We start from the raw sequence: 15,264 nt of genomic DNA, 5'->3' as shown, positions 1-15,264 counted from the left end.
GTCAACCGGAAGTGGTCTGGATCAATCCACCACCCCCGGAAATCGAACATCAACCAGCTACATTTGCCATGGCTGCCTGATCAGCAGCAGAGACGTCATCTTTCCTGGCAGTCACCGGGTTTATTCTTCTGAATATAAGGGCTGCATCCTTGCCTCCAGGCTGTTAGCCCTAGTTTGATATTTGTGCCGAAAAAGGTGCGTGGCTAATCCGCTGGCTTTTGGAGAAAAATTAATAAATCTGGTCAGTAGCCTTCAGAATTAGCTGGTTTCTATAAGCTGCCGCGGTGGCGTTGGCAGGCGAGTGCTCACTAAGGCAGCTAGAGCAACCATTATGGCCGAGCTCCACAGGCAAGTCTGAAGCCCTCCCAGCATAAATAGGGTTCCGGAGAGCACGGTGCCGAGTAGGCGACCTGCTGCATTTGCCATGTAATAGAAACCCACATTAAGGCTCACAGATTCAGTGTCGGTGTATGCCAGCACCATGTAGCTGTGAATTGATGAATTCATCGCAAACACCACGCCAAATACGGCCAATCCCCCCACTACTGCTACCCCAGGCTGGCCAACCTCTCGCCACAACGCAATTGCAATCAGGGCTGGAATAGCGGTGAGGACCGCACTCCAAAACTGCACTGCTGCTACTCCTGGAGGTGCGCTCTGGCCCCAGGCCCTGCGCAGGGCCGGGGCCGACCCCTGCACGATTCCGTAGCAGATCACCCACAGGCCCATGAAGCCGCCTACTTCCCAGGAGCGCCACCCCAGGGCGCTCTGTAGAAATACGGGTAGGGCCACCACAAACCATACGTCTCGAGCACCAAATAGGAAGAAGCGAGCCAGCGACAACACGTTGATGCCGCGGCTCTTGGAAAACAGCGCTGTGAAGCCAGGCTTCTGTTTCATCTTGCCGATTTCTGCAGGCAGCACCAGGGTCACTAGGAAAGCCAAAAACAATCCGGCCGCCATTGCTGCCACCGCGAGATTGAAGCCGATTGTGGTGAGCAACACTCCGCCAAGAAAGAAGCCCACACCTTTGAGGGCATTTTTGGAGCCGGTGAGAATCGCTACCCACTTAAAAAGTTGACCCTCTCCCTTGCTGTGGTTTTCCGGAGTTTCAGGTACCACGGTTTTAATGGCGCTCTTGGCACTCATTTTGTTGAGATCTTTGGCTATGCCGCTGATCGCCTGGGCCACCATCACATAGACCACGCTCCACCATTTGGGCCAGTCTTCAGCCACTGGGATCAGCATCAGTAGTGCCGCCACCTGCATTAAGGTGCCGCACCAGAGAGTTAGCCGCAGACCAAAGCGAGCTCCCAGCCAGCCGCCATAGAGATTGGTGATGATGCCAAAAAACTCATAAAAAAGAAACAGAAAGGCGATTTCAAGGGTGCTGTAGCCAAGCTCGTGGAAGTGGAACACCACGAGCATGCGCAGGGCGCCATCGGTGAGGGTGAAGGCCCAGTAATTGGCCGTCACGATCATGTATTGCTGCAGGGCTGAAAGGGCGCGGCTCATGGCTCTGGCTCAGCGCTCGTCGATCAGGGCTACATGGCTCACCAGATCGGCCATGCGAGAGCTGTAGCCCCACTCGTTGTCATACCAGGCGTACACCTTGAGCTGGGTGCCATTAACGACCATGGTCGAAGCGGCATCGACTATGGCGCTGCGATCATCATTTACATAATCAACTGAGACCAGCGGCCTGGTTTCGTAGCCGAGAATGCCGCGCAGTGTTCCGTTGGCAGCGACCTCAAAGGCGCTGTTTACCTCCTCCACTGTCACCTCGCGCCTTAATTCAAATACCGCATCGGTGAGTGAGGCGTTTAGCAGTGGCACCCGCACGGCGTGGCCGTTTAGTTTTCCTTGCAGCTCTGGAAAGATCATTCCAATCGCCTTGGCTGATCCCGTGGTGGTGGGGATCAGGCTCTGCATGCAGGAGCGGGCCCGGCGCAGGTCACTTTTGAAGCCATCCACCACTACCTGGGTGTTGGTGACGTCGTGGAGGGTGGTGATCGAGCCGTGCTTGATGCCAAAGCCCTCGTGAATCACCTTCACGACCGGTGCCAGGCAGTTGGTTGTGCAGGAGGCCGCCGTGAGCAAACGGTGCTGCTCGGGGTCGTAGAGGTGGTGATTGATGCCGAATACAACGTTGAGGGCTTCGGCCCCGGCGATCTCACCCTTCACTGGGCAGGCCACCACCACGCGCTTGAGGCCTACCTGGTCGAAGTAGGGATGGAGTGTTTCCGGTGTTTTGAACTTGCCGCTGCACTCCAGCACCATCTCCACGCCAGCTTCCTTCCAGGGCACGGCGGTGGGATCGCTCTGGCGCGTGTAGCTCACCGCCTGGCTGCCCACGAAGAAGCCGCGCGTATTTCCTTGCACCGCCTGTTGCCAGCGGCCATGAACGGAGTCGAAGGCGAGCAGGTGGGCGGCGGTTTGAGCATCACCGCCGCAATCGTTGACGTGGACAAGCTCAATGCCGGGACGGCCCCACAGGGCCCTAAACACCAGGCGGCCGATGCGGCCAAAGCCGTTGATGCCGATTTTCATGGCGCAGAGCCGACAATGGCGGCATGGGTCGCCAGACCTTAAATCAACATCAGTTGATAGATCAACTAAAATTGGTGCATGTGTGTTCTAGATCACCCTGTGGCGCTTGATCCCGCCAAGGCTCGGGCCCTGCTTAAGGCCATGGCCGATCCCCTCAGGCTCCAGGTGCTTGAAGCCTTGGGGGTTGGTGAGCGCTGTGTTTGTGAGCTCACCAGTGAGCTCGGCCTGGCCCAATCCAAGCTCTCTTTCCATCTCAAGGTTTTGCGAGAGGCTGGGTTGATTGAGGCACGAGATGAGGGCCGCTGGGTGTACTACAGCCTGCGCACCGATGCGATTGAGCAGTTGCGCTGCTGGCTAGGGGATTTGGCTGCCAAATGCTCAACTCCTGCCCCCTCTTGCCGATGACCTCCCCTGCTCAAGAGCCCGTTTTGGCTCGACTTTCTTTGCTTGATCGGCTTTTGCCGTTGTGGATCCTTTTGGCAATGGCGAGCGGTCTGTTGCTTGGTCGCCTATTGCCTGGTCTTCAGTCGCTGCTTGGCACCGTGCAGGTAGGCCACACCTCCCTGCCGATTGCGCTGGGTCTATTGATGATGCTGTATCCGGTGCTGGCCAAGGTTCGCTACGGGGAATTAGCGCGGGTGGCCAGCGACCGCAAGCTGCTGGGGCTTGCGCTTGGTTTGGTTTGGGGTTTGGGACCCTTGCTGATGTTCTGCCTGGCTTGGCTGTTTTTACCTGATCAGCCCGAATTCCGTACTGGCTTGATCCTGATTGGTATTGCCCCGTGCATTGCGATGGTGTTGATCTGGATTGATCTGGCTGGGGGCGATCGGGAAGCGGCTGCTTTGCTTGTGGCCATAAATTCCGTTATTCAGGTGCTCGCTTACGCCCTGCTTGGCAGCTTTTATCTTCAGATCCTGCCGGGCTGGCTTGGTCTTAACAGTGAGGTGGTGAATTTCTCGCTTTGGGAGATTGCCAAGGCAGTGATGATTTTTTTGGGAGTCCCTTTGCTTGCAGGCTTCCTTACCCGACGCATTGGCGTGCGAACCAAAGGTGTGCGCTGGTATGAAAAAACCTTTTTGCCACGGCTTGCTCCCTGGGCCCTTTATGGCCTGCTGTTCACGATTGTGGTGATGTTCGCTTTGCAGGGTCAGGCCATTACATCTGATCCGCTTCAGGTGTTGTGGATAGCCATTCCACTGTTCATTTATTTCGTTCTGATGTGGAGCCTGGCCTTTGTCGTTGGCCGCTGTAGTGGCCTCGACTATCGCCGCACCTCTTCGCTCGCCTTCACTGCTGCTGGCAACAACTTTGAGCTGGCAATTGCCGTCAGTATCAGTGTTTGGGGTGTCACTTCCCAGCAGGCTCTGGCCGGGGTCGTTGGCCCCCTGATCGAGGTTCCTGTTTTGGTGGGCCTGGTTTACGTCTCGCGGGCTTTGAGGCGCTGGTTTCCTGTGGTTTATGAAAATTGAGCGCTTTCCCATGTCATGGGCTTCATGGCAGGGGAACTCTCACGGCGGGGGAGCGGGCGCGCCAGACTGTTAGGTAACGAACCATCACAGTGATGCCCAAGCCTCTTTGGCTGGTGCGTCCCCGCCCAGACGGGGGCTGCGATTACGTGAGTTTCCTGCCCGCCCAGGGACCTATTGGTGCGACCACGGTTGAGATGCGGGAAGGTAGCCACTTGCCACCCCAGCTTCCCCTGCTCAAGCACCGCAAGCGACTCGGGGCTGAGGAAGCAGAGAGCTGCAGACGCCGACTGCAACTCGAGTCTGGATTTCTCTCTAGTGAGCCCCTGTTTTAGTCAGGCCTCGATACGCTGACCTCTAGGGAACGTTTTGTGATCCCCCCTGTGCCGTTCCGCGGCTTGTCATGACCCAACGCTCCGACCAGCCATCACCGGCTGCCGACCCCTCTGGCCCTTACGAGCTGCTGGGCGTGCCTGCTGATGCTGGCTTCGACGAGGTTCAGGCCGCCAAATTGGCCCGGCTCGACGAGGTGGGTGACGACACCATGGCGCGCTCGCGGATCGAGGCTGCCTACGACGCTGTCTTAATGGAGCGCCTCAAAGAGCGTCAGCAGGGTCGCGTGAGTAGCGCGGCTAAGTCCGCCTCCCAGCGGGAGCAACTGGCGCCGCCGCCGCCCAAGCTGGCAGTACCGGCCCTGCCTCAGCTTCAGTTGCCCAGGGTTTCCGCTCCCCAGCTCAGGCTTCCTGGCTTGGCTCTAGCCACTGGTCGGGAGCTCTGGTTCCCCCTGGCCACATCTGGGGCTCTACTGCTCCTACTGCTGCTCGCTCCAGGCTTCCCCCCGGATCTGGTGCTGGCCTTTGCTACCGCAATGGTAGTTATCAACCTGCAGTGGCGTAACCGCCGCTTCCTGGCTGCGGTGGGCTGGGGCTTCGCCCTTCTCTGCGCCGGATTGCTGGTGGGTGCGATTTTGGCCGGTGCTCTCTCCAGCACCTTGCCGCTTGGGTTGCCATTGAGCCTTACCCAAGTGCAAAGCCTGCCGGCTCTGCTGCTGTTGTTGCTTGGGGCCCTGCTGATTGGTTGATTTGGTTAATGACTTAACCAGCTAATTGTTTGATTATTGGAACAGCTCAGGCATTGCTACCTACATGCCAGGAGCGAACTCTGCGATTAGTTCGCTAAGTTCTGCTGACCCAACCGTGTAGATCTCATTACAGAAGTGGCAGATAAGTTCGGCATGGCCGTCTTCTACTAAAATTGAGTTGAGTTCGACGTGGCCAAGCAGTTTCAGGGCGCTGACGCTGCGCTCCCGGCTGCAGGGGCAGTGGAACCGCACCGGCGTACAGGCCTCAGCATCTTCCAGGGGCTGGGGATCGAGGTCTGGGAAAATATCTTCGAGCAGGTTGTGTAGCTGGCCTTCGCACTCGGCTAGTCGTTGGCTGAAGTGCTTCACCTCGCGGCAGCGCTCCTCGAGAAGGGCCACTAGGGCTGGTTCGCGGGCGGCCTTTGGCATCACCTGCACCAGCACGCCGCCACTGCAAACCACACCACTCTTGTCGAGCTGCTCGCCCACGAATACCGCTGAAGGGGTCTGCTCGGAGTGCAGCAGATAGGAAGCCAGGTCTTCGCCGATGCCGCCGCTCACCAGCTCCACCGTTGAGCTGAAGGGCTCGCCTTCACCCAGATCTCGCACCACGTGCAGATAGCCGGTGCCGCAGGCGGTTTTGAAGTCAAAGTGGGCCAGGCCTTCTGGATCTTTAAGCAGCTCGAGCTCCAAGCCCGGATAGCCCACATGGCCGCGCACAGTGCCGTTGCGGCCCGCATCCACCATCAGGCCCTTCAGGGGGCCATCGGAGGCAATGCGCAGGTTGACGCGGCCGTGGGCCACCTTCATCGAGCTGGCCAGCAGCAGCCCAGCCGTCATGGCGCGGCCCAGCAGGGCACTGGCGAGAAAAGAGAGCTGGTGGCGCTCCCTGGCGGTGCGGCTGGCCTGGGTGGTGCTGACCGCCACCATGCGGATGCCGCCGCCGGCGGCTGTGGCCCGGAGAAGTTGGTCGCTCAAGGCTGGTTTTCCTGGGGTGTGGCCATCGTTGGGGCCATCGTAGGCAGCGCGCCGAGGGGTTCCAGCTGGCCCTGCTCCAGTCGCCAGCCACCATCGATCACGCCGCGAAATAGCTCCGGCTCGTGGGTGACCACCAGCACGGCCCGCTCCTGGGAGAGGACCGCCAATAGCTCAAGGATTTCGCCACGAACGGCCCAGTCGAGGCCTGCGGTGGGTTCATCCAGCAGCAGCACCCGGGGGTTGCGCAGCAGCTGCACTGCCAGGGCCAGGCGCCTTTGCTGGCCGCCGCTGAGCTGCTCCGGCGCCTGCTGCAATGACAACCCTTCCATACCCACCAGCTGCAGGGCTGCCTGGGCCTCTTCTGCTGTGAGCCGGCGGTGACCGAGCTTCAGCTCCTGCCCCACGCTGAGGCCGAGGAAATGGCGCTCCGGAAACTGAAACACCAGGCCGCATAGCCAGCGCAGCTGGCGACCATTGAGCCGCTCGCCTTCCCACAGCACCTGGCCGCTAGAGGGCTCGGCCAAGCCGCTGATCACCTCCAGCAGGGTGGTTTTGCCACTGCCACTGCGGCCGGCCACCAGGGAAGCGCGGCCCACGGCCAGGGTGAGGCTGACGCCGCAGAGCACCGGTGCCACCGCCGTGGCCGGTTGGTAGCTGACGTTGCGGAGCTCAAGCATCCCCCCAGCATGCCGGTGGGCGTGTTTGATTGAGCCAGTTCTCTGTTGCAGCCAATCCGCCATGGAGGTGCGTTTCCGCGAATTCAATCCCTTCAACTGCTGGATCTGGATGCGTTTCCCCCACCCGGTGGGTTCGGGTGAGCGCGGCTACTTGGAAACCGCCTTCGATAGTTGGTTTTACCTGGGCAAGTTGGGGGGCTTCAACGCCGAAAACCTCCAGGCCCACGAGGAGGGAGCGGAGCTGGGCTGGATGGACTACAGCCACGAGGCTGCTGCCGGCGCCCTGCCAGCCCTGATGCACAACATGGGCCCTATGGAATATCAGGAGGAGTGGGCGCGCTGCTGGGTGGATCTCGGCACCAGTGATGCCTTCGCTCTCGACGTGTTGATCAATGCCTTGGGCCAGCTCAACAACGACGTGCTCGAAATTGAGGAGTTGCTGATTGGTGGCCTCAACGACGACTGGCCGATCGAGGAGCAACCCGATGCCCTGTTCCCTGGCCTCGATGAGCTTGAGGATGAAGACAACGACGAAGACGACAACGATGAAGATGACAACGACGAAGACGATGGTGAAGCTGGCGAAGATTACGAAGACCCCCAGTCCCGCGACTAGGAAGCAGCGTGACTCGGGATCTGCGCCGTCTGCTAATTACCCCCGGTCGCTTGCCCGCCGGCCCCTCTGCTGGCGCTGAGCTGGAGCTGGATCGCCAGGAGCTCCATTACCTCAGCCGGGTGCTGCGCTTGCGCCCCGGTGATCGCTTTGCGGTGGTGGATGGGGCAGGCAGTCTCTGGACTGCCCTGTTGGGTCCTGCCGATCAGGCTCTGCTGGAGCAGCCCCGCAGCTCCCCCCTGGCGTTTGAGCCTCCACCGGCGCCGCCACTGCAGCTGGCGGTGGCCCTGCCAAAGCGCGATGCCGACGTGTTGTTGCGCATGGCCTGTGAACTTGGTGTGGATCGGTTCACCCCTCTACAGGCACAGCGCAGCGTTGCCGCCGACTCCCTGAAGCCGGAGCGAGCAGAGGCGATCCTGCGGGAGGCGGTGGAGCAGTGTGAGCGCCTGTGGCAACCCCAGCTGGAAACGCTGCGGCCAGCTGCCGAGCTGCTGGGGGCCAGGCCTCCCGGTGGTTCAGGCCGGGGGCTGCTGTGCACCGCCAGACGGCCGGGCCTGGCCCTGCTAGCCCAGGCGCTGGAGCGCTTAGGAGAACCTCCTGGTGCCAGCGAGCCGCTCACTGTGGCGATTGGCCCGGAGGGGGGCTGGACTCCAGGGGAGGAAGCCTTGGCGCTGGCCCACGGCTGGCAAGCCGTGAGCTTGGGCACCACGATCTTGCGTTGCAGCACCGCTGCAGTGTCGGCAGCAGGGCTGCTCAGCCACTGGCGTGCCCAGCTGAGTTAGTTGCGGAACATGCCAGAGGCCATCGCCTTATAACCAGCCAGGTTTGCGCCGGCTAGGCGACGGCGGCTTGGCAGGGCGTTGGTGGGGTTGAGGCAGTCGGGGGCGAAGGTGACGTTGCTGGGTGGGGGCAGGGCCTCCTGGGCGGCCCGTAATTCGGCAGCGATCGCTTCAGCAGTGGTGGGTGCAGTGCCTGCTGGAGCTGGGCTCGCTGGTGTTGCTGCATCAGCAGCATCTGGAGTGGACGAGCCAATTCCTATTTGGAAAGTTGCCGCTTGGCTGGCTTCCGGTTCGCTGGGATCGGGCTTGGCCTCGGCGATCGCCACCTGCGCTGGTGTGGCCCCTTCGCTGCCTAGATCTAAGAAGAAGGAGGCCTTGCGGTTGAACACCATCACGGCAGCAGCGTCGTAATGGGGATTATCCGTTGCTGCGCTGCCCTCTGACGCTGCTGCCACGCTGTGCAACACACTTTGTTGGCGCCGCTGCTGCCCTGTGCTGATGTCTGCCCAGGACCTTGTAGTGCCGGCCCTGCTCTCCCCTGCACTCGTCGCCCCCCAGACCTGGAGCCACTGGCTCCTGGCCGTGGCCCTCAATGCGGTGCTGATCTTCCTTGCCCAGCGCCTGCCCCTGCTCACCCGCGCTGGCTGGGTGCATGCGGGCATCCTCGGCAGCTTGCTGTGGGGTTGCCTCGGCCTGCGGGGCTGGCTGGCGGTGGTGATCTATCTGGCTCTGGGCTCCCTGGTGACGCGCCTGGGCTTTCGCACCAAGCAGGCGCGGGGATTGGCGGAGGCGCGGGGCGGGTTGCGAGGGCCGGAGAACGTTTGGGGTTCGGCCGCTACTGGTGCCCTACTGGCTGGCGCCGCCGCCCTGGCGCCAGCAGCGGCGCCGCTGCTGCTGGTTGGTTTTGCTGCCAGCTTCGCCGCCAAGTTGGCCGACACATTCGGCAGTGAAATCGGCAAGCGCTGGGGGCGCCACACGCTGCTGATCACCACCTTGCGTCCGGTGCCCCCCGGCACGGAAGGGGCGATCAGCTTGGAGGGCACCGCCGCCAGCCTGGCGGGCAGTGCGCTGATGGCGGCCCTGATGCTGGCCCTGGGGCTGCTGGCTGGCAGCGGCGCCTGGCTGCTTGTGACCCTGGTTGGACTGGGGGCCACCTTGATCGAAAGCCTGATCGGAGCCAGCTTCCAACAGCGTTGGGGCTGGCTCAGTAACGAGCTGGTGAACGGGCTTCAGACGGCGATCGCTGCGCTGCTGGCGATGGCGTTCTCCTGAAGCCAGGCCAGCAGGGCCTCGCCACGCTGCCGGGCTTGGCGGCTGCTGAGCTTGTGCTCAAGGGCCAGCTCGCACCAGCCCAGACCCTCGATCCAGTGACCCAGCAGCAACCGCTGCTCGATGCCGCCCAGCCGGCTTAGCTGAGCCTGCAACCAGTGGGCCTCTAAAACCCTTTCGCCAGCCGTCAGATCTTCGCCCAGATCGTCCCCTGCGCTGGTTGCGGCTGTTGAACCGGCTGCCAGCTGGTCGAGCAGGGTGCCCGCCTGCTCGCCTTCGCCGCTGAGCGGGGCATCGAGACTGCGCACCTGCAGTGCCCGCTGCACTGCGCTGGCCTCCTCAAGTTGGGCGGTGTTGCAACCGAGCTCTAAGGCCAGATCTGCGGCGGCAAGCGGTGCAAGGCCCTGGCTGCGGCGCTGCTCCTGTAGCCGCCTGGCCCGTTGCTGTAGTTCCCGCAGCCGCCGGGGGGTGTGCAGCGGCTGGCCGTGGTCGCGGACGTCGTGAAGCATGGCGCCGCGGATGTAGGGCACCGCATAGCTGCTGAGATTGCAGGTTTGGCGCAGGTCGAAGGTCTCTACGGCCCGGATCAGCCCCAGGCAGCCTGCAGAAACCAGCTCATCAAAAGGTTGACCCGTGCGTTGGCGCTGGCGCTGGGCCACCATGCGCACCAGGGCCAGGTTGTGCTCTACCAGGGCGTTGCGCCACCAGAGCTTGGTTGCGGCGTCAGGGCTGGCGGCCATGGCCTCAAGCCAGCTGCGGTTGCGGGTGTGCAGCTGGGAGGGGCCCAGCTCGGCCTGGGCTGGATCGGCTTGGCCGCTGCGGCGCTGGCGGGCAGATGTTTTCGAGTGGGCAGATGCCATGGGGTGGAGGCGTCGGTGTTTTTACCTTCGCCGCGGTGCCTATCCGGCTGGCTCCCCCAGGGTGGTGAAGCGCTCTCACCCGAATGGGTGATATGTAATTGCTGCTTAGTAGCCCAAGGGGGTGGGCTCTTGGCGCAGCTGCAGATCGGCCCAGTCCAGAAGGGCCGGCCAGGAGCGCACCCGCTCAAATACCCGGCGATGCCCCTCACTGTTGAGGTGCAGGCCGTCGTTGCTCAGCCATAGGGGCCAGTCGGAATCGGCCAGCAGCCCCTCCAGCAGGGGCAGGAACGGCACATTCGCCTCCAGGCAGGCCTCTTCCAGCAGGGCCTCGTAGCGCCGGATGTCTGCCAGGGAATACCAGAGCACCCCGGCATAGGGCATGGCGCTCTCCTCCACCGGGGTGAGGCCGACCACATGCACCGCAGCGATCTCCTTGGCCTTGTGCAGCAGCTGCTGCAAGCCAAACAAAAAGCCTTCTGCATCCAGTTGGGGTCGCCCATCAGGCCGTCCCACCCGGGCGGTGTCGTTGAGGCCTATGCCGAGCAGGATCCCCTGCGGCAGCTGGCGTCGTAGCTCACCGCGGCAGCCAACCTCAGCGCTGAGGCGGGCTGCCAGTCGCTCCAGGCCATCGCCACGCACGCCGAGGTTGTAGAGCACCGGGCCGCCCGGCAGTTCCATCCAGTGGCGCCGCAGCCGCTCGCACCAGCCCCCCTCAAGGGGATCACCCCAGCCCAAAACGCCGCTATCGCCAAGTGCCACCAGCTTCCTGGGGATGGCCATCACCATGGGGGGTCTCCAGCAGCCACTGGCGTGCGCGGTCGCTGAGATCTTCCCCCAGCAAGGTCAGCAGCGCATAGGCCAGCACAAGAGCCAGCAGTTGGTCGCCGGCAAACGAACTCAGGGCTTCCAGCAGCTGGCTGCCCAGGCCCGTGGCCCCAACCAGCCCCACTACCACCGATTCGCGCAAAATCACATCAGCCCGGTAGGCGCCATAGGCCAAGTAGGGACGGGCCAGGCCGCTGAAGCGGCCGTAGAGCAGGGCCAGGCGAGGACCCACCCCTGCGGCCAGCAGGGCCTGCTCCTTATTGCCGCCACTGGTTTCGGCGGCTTCTAGTAGCAGGCGTCCGAGAATGCCCAGGTTGTGGAAGCCCAGGGCAAGGGCACCTGTGAGCACCCCGGGCTGGAGCACAAACAGAAGCAACAGCGCCGTTAGCGGTGGCGGCCATAGCCGGCCCAGGGCCCAAAGCCCCCGCACCAGCGCGCCCGCCGCAGGCCAGGGCGTCGCTAGAAGCAGTAGCAGCGGCGCCAGCCCCACAGCTAGGGCCGCGGCTACGAAGGTGAGCACCAGGGTGTTGCCTATCAGGCTCGGCCAGGGCAGGGCGGCCACGGATCCCCAGTCGGACGCGCCCAGCGGTGGCAGGCCTTGCCACTGCAACAGGGTGGCGGGCTGCACCTCCAGGCGCCATGCCACCAGCACCAGCACGGGCAGCGTGGCCATTGCCACAGCCACCATCTCCTGGCCCTGGCTGCCCACCCCCCGCTGGCTCAGGCCCAGCCGTGCCGGCATGGCCCAGCGACGCCGCAGCCAGCCCATCAGGGCCTCCAGCAGCAGCATCACCGCCAGTAGTAGCCACAGGCCGCTCCAAAGCTCGTTGAAGGCCAGCGATTGCAGGGTGAGGCGCAGCTCGGTGCCCAGCCCGCCCAGGCCAAAAACTCCCAGCAGGGTGGCGCTGCGCAAGGCGCATTCGAGCCGGTAGCCGCTGTAGCTGATCACCTGGGGCAGCAGGGGCGGCCCCAGGGCCGTGAATAGGGCGGTGGGGGCGGGGCTGCCGCCGCAGCGCAGGGCCTCCAGGCTGGCGGTGGGCAGGGCATCCAGCAGGTCGCTGACCACCCGGGCTACCAGCGCTCCAAACGGAATGGCGATTGCCACTACCGCCACCACTGGTTGAAGCCCGACCACCTGAAGCAACAGCAGCCCCCAGAGCAGCTCGTGAATCGAGCGCGGTATGGCTAGTAGGCGGCGTATCCAGCTGGCTGGAGCAGCGCTGCCGTAACAGGTGCGCCACACCACCCTTGAACTAGCGATTCCCAGCACCAAGCCCAGCACCAGGCTGCCGGCCCAGCCCAATAGGGCCATGCCGGCTGTTACGGCTAGGCCGCCCAGCACCGATCCCAGCACTATGGGATCAAGGGAAGGCCGCAGGGCTGCGGCAGCAAATTGCCCCACCAGCTCCCAGCCACCGCCATGGCTGATTCCCGGCAGCAACGCCAGCAGCGGCAGCACAATTAGGGCGGGCAGCAACACCCACAACGGCGCCGCTGGTCTCATGCCCCTGGGGTCCCGGCGTAAAGCTCCGTGAGCTGGCCTGGCTCAAGGCTGGCCATGGGTTGGTCAAAGACAAGGCGCCCGGCCCGCAGCCCCAGCACCCGATCGAAACCAGCCAGCAAATCGGGACGGTGCAGGCTCAGCAGCAAGGCCCGAGGCGGGTTGGCGAGCTCCAGCAGGAGGGTTAACAGCTCGCCGGCCAGGCGGGGATCAAGGCTGGCTAAAGGTTCATCGGCTAGAAGCAGTTCGGGTTCCTGTCGCAGTAGTCGAGCTAGGGCCACCCGCTGGCGCTGGCCGCCGGAGAGGGCGGAGACGGGCTGGCTGAGCAGGGCTGGATCGAGATCAAGCCGCTGCAACATCGTTGTGCAGGCCTTGGTCTCTAGGGGCATCAGCAGGTTGAGCAGGGCCCGCGGCCAGCCCCAGACCGCTAGCCGGGCGGCGTTGAGGTTTTGCTGCACGGTGAGCTCCTCGATCAGGCGCAGGTCTTGCCAGAGGGTGCCGATCCGGGCTTGCTGTCGTCGCCGGGCCCGTCCGCTGCGGGCCCGTGCCTCCCCTTGCCAAAACACCCTGCCCTGCTGCGGGGTCAGCAAGCCATTGGCCACGGCAAGCAGGGTGCTTTTGCCAGCTCCGCTGGGACCCAGCAGGGCGATCCGTTCACCGGCATCAACCTGCAGCGACACCCGATCAAGGCGAGGCTGGCTGCGGCCCTTGACGGTGATGTCTTGGAGGATCAGTAGGGACGTCACATGCGGGCCTGGTTCATCCGGTCATTTGGCTTCTAGCCATGACCGCTCAGAATTTCTTGCAGTTTTGCCTGCAGGCTGTCGCGAACCTCCGGATCTCCCACCAATCGCAGGATTCCGTCCCGGGGCCACCAGTTGAGCTTCAGATTGCTGACGCCATCTTCAAAAACGGCGAGCTCAAAAGCCCCCTTGTGTTGCCATTGACACGGCACCCCTAATTGGGCAACCAACTCCTTGAGCTCATCCAGGGATCCCTTGAACTCCATGGCGAACCGGACGTCATCGCGAGCCAGGCTAAGCCCCTGCAAACCGAAGGCTTTCTTATTTCAGTAGCAATGGGCACGTTTGCCGAGGGCTTGATCGACTTTTATGTTGTGTATAAGGCAGGATTTGCTGAAATCAATTCAGTCAACCTGTTCAATCATTTTGATCCTTCATAGTGTCAATATCCTCTCGTTCAGATGAATTCGTCGGTCTATTTAGTCTGTTTGATCAAGACGGCGACGGGAAAATATCTGCGCATGAGGTGGAGCATGTTCTCGCCAGCATGGCTGGAGTGGTTGCTATTGAAGATCGCCAAGCTCTGCGTGATCTGGTTGGCTGCGATGGGGAGGTGGAGCTGGCGGCTTTCAGTGGCTGGGCCCAAGGCCGGCCAGGTTTGGCTGTTGCCTCCTGCCTGCGCGAGATCTTTGAATTAGTAGATAGTGATGGCAGCGGCAGCCTCAGTTTCCAGGAGCTGGAGGTGTTGCTTGCGGCCCTGGCGCCCTCCTGCGCCGATCTACCAGAGGCAGATCGGTTGCTGGCAGCCCTCGATCGAGATGGGGATAATTGCATCAGCGTTGAAGAATTTCTGCAGCTACTCGAAGCCGATGCGGTGATCGAGCTTTCGCTGGCAGATCTGAAGCGACTGAAAAAGACCCTGGCCCAGTATGTAAGCGCCTCCAGCCGCTCCAGGGTTGCCTTGGTGGAGGTCGATTGTGACCTTGGTGCTGGCACGCCGGGAGCTGGTTCTGGCATTGATTTGCTCAAGCAGGCCGCTGCCCGTCAGCAGGGGCTGCGCCAAATCAGCGATCGGTTGATTGAGGAAATCAAAGGTCAGACAAGGCCTGGAGCACGAGCCGCGGAGCTGGGCTCCGCCACCTCCACCCCCCACGCACGCCATATCGAGACGATTGCCGGAGTGATGCGGGAGGCGGCCGCCTTGGTGGCCTCCACCCTGGAGCGCGGATTGTTCCCAATCGTGATCGCTGGCGATCATTCCACGGCTGCCGCCACCATCGCCGGCATTCGCCAGGCCCATCCCGATCGGCGCCTGGGCGTGGTGTGGATCGATGCCCATGCCGATATCCATTCTCCCTACACCACGCCCTCCGGCAACATGCACGGCATGCCTTTGGCCATTGCCTCGGCTCACGACAACACCATTGAGGCCATCAACGAGCCCGATTCAACGACCAGGTTGCTTTGGCAAGAGCTCCAATATCTCAATGGCACAGGATCGCCGTCGATCCTGCTTGAAGATCTAATTTATGTGGCAGTACGTGATACGGAGCCTGCTGAAAATTTCACGCTTGAGCATTTCTCCATCCCGGTCATTACGACAGACGATGTTCGGCGATTGGGGCCAGAGCAGGCAGCTCAGCGCTGTCTAGATCATCTCAGCCAAGTCGAATTGATCTATGTGAGCTTCGATGTGGATTGCATGGACTCCACTATCTGCAAGGGCACCGGCACGCCCGTGCCTGGTGGCCTTTGGGCTGATGAGGCTCGCCAGCTCACCCGGTCCCTACTGGCAGACCCTAGGGTTTGCTGCTGGGAAATCTGTGAAATTAACCCCCATCTAGATAGTCTTAATACCTTGGCAGAAGTGTCACTTAGCGTTTATCAGGATGTGTTAGAGGTGCTCGACGCCCGCCTCTAGG

General features: G+C 62.3%; 17 protein-coding genes and 1 pseudogene. 8 read left to right on the top strand and 10 right to left on the bottom strand.

Features of this window, described 5'->3' with window-relative positions; all coding sequences use genetic code 11:
• Positions 1-258: 258 nt before the first annotated feature.
• Together arsJ and KBY85_RS06355 are read right to left on the bottom strand one after the other, a co-directional pair.
• Positions 259-1,515 (bottom strand): organoarsenical effux MFS transporter ArsJ, encoded by a 1,257-nt coding sequence (gene arsJ, locus KBY85_RS06360; RefSeq protein ID WP_254960664.1) that lies wholly within the window; start codon positions 1,513-1,515, stop codon positions 259-261.
• 9 nt (positions 1,516-1,524) lie between these two features.
• The gene (locus tag KBY85_RS06355) at positions 1,525-2,550 is read right to left on the bottom strand and encodes an ArsJ-associated glyceraldehyde-3-phosphate dehydrogenase (RefSeq protein WP_254960662.1); all 1,026 of its coding nucleotides are present in this window, start codon (positions 2,548-2,550) and stop codon (positions 1,525-1,527) included.
• 78 nt (positions 2,551-2,628) lie between these two features.
• Between KBY85_RS06355 and KBY85_RS06350 the strand changes: the two genes are divergently transcribed.
• From KBY85_RS06350 to KBY85_RS06335, 4 genes are all read left to right on the top strand, one after another.
• Positions 2,629-2,955, top strand: a complete 327-nt coding sequence (locus KBY85_RS06350) for a helix-turn-helix transcriptional regulator (RefSeq protein WP_254960660.1) — start codon at positions 2,629-2,631, stop codon at positions 2,953-2,955.
• Positions 2,952-4,019 (top strand): ACR3 family arsenite efflux transporter, encoded by a 1,068-nt coding sequence (arsB, locus tag KBY85_RS06345; protein ID WP_254960658.1) that lies wholly within the window; start codon positions 2,952-2,954, stop codon positions 4,017-4,019. Before KBY85_RS06350 ends, arsB begins: the two co-directional genes overlap by 4 nt.
• Positions 4,020-4,111: 92 nt before the next feature.
• The gene (locus KBY85_RS06340) at positions 4,112-4,351 is read left to right on the top strand and encodes a hypothetical protein (protein WP_254960657.1); all 240 of its coding nucleotides are present in this window, start codon (positions 4,112-4,114) and stop codon (positions 4,349-4,351) included.
• Positions 4,352-4,419: 68 nt separating this feature from the next.
• Complete coding sequence (locus KBY85_RS06335) at positions 4,420-5,097, top strand: CPP1-like family protein (RefSeq protein WP_254960656.1); 678 nt, start codon at positions 4,420-4,422, stop codon at positions 5,095-5,097.
• Positions 5,098-5,157: 60 nt separating this feature from the next.
• On the opposite strand, the gene hslO is transcribed toward KBY85_RS06335, so the two are convergent.
• Entirely contained in the window at positions 5,158-6,075 is a 918-nt protein-coding gene (gene hslO, locus KBY85_RS06330) for an Hsp33 family molecular chaperone HslO (protein WP_254960655.1), read from the bottom strand.
• Complete coding sequence (locus KBY85_RS06325; protein WP_254960654.1) at positions 6,072-6,752, bottom strand: ABC transporter ATP-binding protein; 681 nt, start codon at positions 6,750-6,752, stop codon at positions 6,072-6,074. Before KBY85_RS06325 ends, hslO begins: the two co-directional genes overlap by 4 nt.
• A 61-nt stretch (positions 6,753-6,813) precedes the next feature.
• Here KBY85_RS06325 and KBY85_RS06320 point away from each other — a divergent pair.
• A pseudogene (locus tag KBY85_RS06320) lies at positions 6,814-7,257 on the top strand (DUF3531 family protein); the annotation flags it as partial.
• 119 nt (positions 7,258-7,376) lie between these two features.
• Entirely contained in the window at positions 7,377-8,147 is a 771-nt protein-coding gene (locus KBY85_RS06315; protein ID WP_254960653.1) for a 16S rRNA (uracil(1498)-N(3))-methyltransferase, read from the top strand.
• Here KBY85_RS06315 and KBY85_RS06310 read toward each other — a convergent pair.
• Positions 8,144-8,599, bottom strand: coding sequence for a hypothetical protein (locus KBY85_RS06310; RefSeq protein ID WP_254960652.1), 456 nt, complete (start codon positions 8,597-8,599; stop codon positions 8,144-8,146). The genes KBY85_RS06315 and KBY85_RS06310 overlap by 4 nt on opposite strands.
• A 43-nt stretch (positions 8,600-8,642) precedes the next feature.
• Here KBY85_RS06310 and KBY85_RS06305 point away from each other — a divergent pair, with 43 nt between their 5' ends.
• Positions 8,643-9,416, top strand: a complete 774-nt coding sequence (locus KBY85_RS06305) for a DUF92 domain-containing protein (protein ID WP_254960651.1) — start codon at positions 8,643-8,645, stop codon at positions 9,414-9,416.
• Here the strand turns inward: KBY85_RS06305 and KBY85_RS06300 are convergent.
• From KBY85_RS06300 to KBY85_RS06280, 5 genes are all read right to left on the bottom strand, one after another.
• Complete coding sequence (locus KBY85_RS06300; protein ID WP_254960650.1) at positions 9,374-10,273, bottom strand: sigma-70 family RNA polymerase sigma factor; 900 nt, start codon at positions 10,271-10,273, stop codon at positions 9,374-9,376. The genes KBY85_RS06305 and KBY85_RS06300 overlap by 43 nt on opposite strands.
• Positions 10,274-10,378: 105 nt before the next feature.
• Positions 10,379-11,059, bottom strand: coding sequence for a GDSL-type esterase/lipase family protein (locus tag KBY85_RS06295; RefSeq protein ID WP_254960649.1), 681 nt, complete (start codon positions 11,057-11,059; stop codon positions 10,379-10,381).
• Positions 11,016-12,602 carry an ABC transporter permease gene (locus KBY85_RS06290; protein WP_254960647.1) on the bottom strand — a complete coding sequence of 529 codons (1,587 nt, stop codon included), beginning with the start codon at positions 12,600-12,602 and terminating at the stop codon, positions 11,016-11,018. The genes KBY85_RS06295 and KBY85_RS06290 overlap by 44 nt, the downstream gene beginning before the upstream one ends.
• Positions 12,599-13,345, bottom strand: coding sequence for an ATP-binding cassette domain-containing protein (locus tag KBY85_RS06285; protein WP_254960646.1), 747 nt, complete (start codon positions 13,343-13,345; stop codon positions 12,599-12,601). The genes KBY85_RS06290 and KBY85_RS06285 overlap by 4 nt, the downstream gene beginning before the upstream one ends.
• A 32-nt stretch (positions 13,346-13,377) precedes the next feature.
• Positions 13,378-13,608: a hypothetical protein gene (locus KBY85_RS06280; protein ID WP_254960645.1), complete on the bottom strand. Its 231-nt coding sequence runs from the start codon at positions 13,606-13,608 to the stop codon at positions 13,378-13,380.
• Between the two features lie 173 nt (positions 13,609-13,781).
• On the opposite strand from KBY85_RS06280, the gene KBY85_RS06275 reads away from it, so the two are divergent.
• Positions 13,782-15,263, top strand: a complete 1,482-nt coding sequence (locus KBY85_RS06275) for an arginase family protein (protein WP_254960644.1) — start codon at positions 13,782-13,784, stop codon at positions 15,261-15,263.
• Position 15,264: the final 1 nt, after the last annotated feature.

The sequence above is a fragment of the Cyanobium sp. BA5m-10 genome (genome assembly GCF_024346255.1).
GTDB lineage: Bacteria > Cyanobacteriota > Cyanobacteriia > PCC-6307 > Cyanobiaceae > Cyanobium_A > Cyanobium_A usitatum.
The sequence above is the reverse complement of the archived record's forward strand: the minus strand, read 5'-3'. Positions and strand labels throughout refer to the sequence as shown.

What these genes read in the sequence shown, in the direction of transcription:
- arsJ (WP_254960664.1), bottom strand. Translation starts at nt 1,515, where the DNA reads ATGAGCCGCGCCCTTTCAGCCCTGCAGCAATACATGATCGTGACGGCC.
- KBY85_RS06355 (WP_254960662.1), bottom strand. Translation starts at nt 2,550, where the DNA reads ATGAAAATCGGCATCAACGGCTTTGGCCGCATCGGCCGCCTGGTGTTT.
- KBY85_RS06350 (WP_254960660.1), top strand. Translation starts at nt 2,629, where the DNA reads ATGTGTGTTCTAGATCACCCTGTGGCGCTTGATCCCGCCAAGGCTCGG.
- arsB (WP_254960658.1), top strand. Translation starts at nt 2,952, where the DNA reads ATGACCTCCCCTGCTCAAGAGCCCGTTTTGGCTCGACTTTCTTTGCTT.
- KBY85_RS06340 (WP_254960657.1), top strand. Translation starts at nt 4,112, where the DNA reads ATGCCCAAGCCTCTTTGGCTGGTGCGTCCCCGCCCAGACGGGGGCTGC.
- KBY85_RS06335 (WP_254960656.1), top strand. Translation starts at nt 4,420, where the DNA reads ATGACCCAACGCTCCGACCAGCCATCACCGGCTGCCGACCCCTCTGGC.
- KBY85_RS06325 (WP_254960654.1), bottom strand. Translation starts at nt 6,752, where the DNA reads ATGCTTGAGCTCCGCAACGTCAGCTACCAACCGGCCACGGCGGTGGCA.
- KBY85_RS06305 (WP_254960651.1), top strand. Translation starts at nt 8,643, where the DNA reads ATGTCTGCCCAGGACCTTGTAGTGCCGGCCCTGCTCTCCCCTGCACTC.
- KBY85_RS06300 (WP_254960650.1), bottom strand. Translation starts at nt 10,273, where the DNA reads ATGGCATCTGCCCACTCGAAAACATCTGCCCGCCAGCGCCGCAGCGGC.
- KBY85_RS06295 (WP_254960649.1), bottom strand. Translation starts at nt 11,059, where the DNA reads ATGGTGATGGCCATCCCCAGGAAGCTGGTGGCACTTGGCGATAGCGGC.
- KBY85_RS06290 (WP_254960647.1), bottom strand. Translation starts at nt 12,602, where the DNA reads ATGAGACCAGCGGCGCCGTTGTGGGTGTTGCTGCCCGCCCTAATTGTG.
- KBY85_RS06280 (WP_254960645.1), bottom strand. Translation starts at nt 13,608, where the DNA reads ATGGAGTTCAAGGGATCCCTGGATGAGCTCAAGGAGTTGGTTGCCCAA.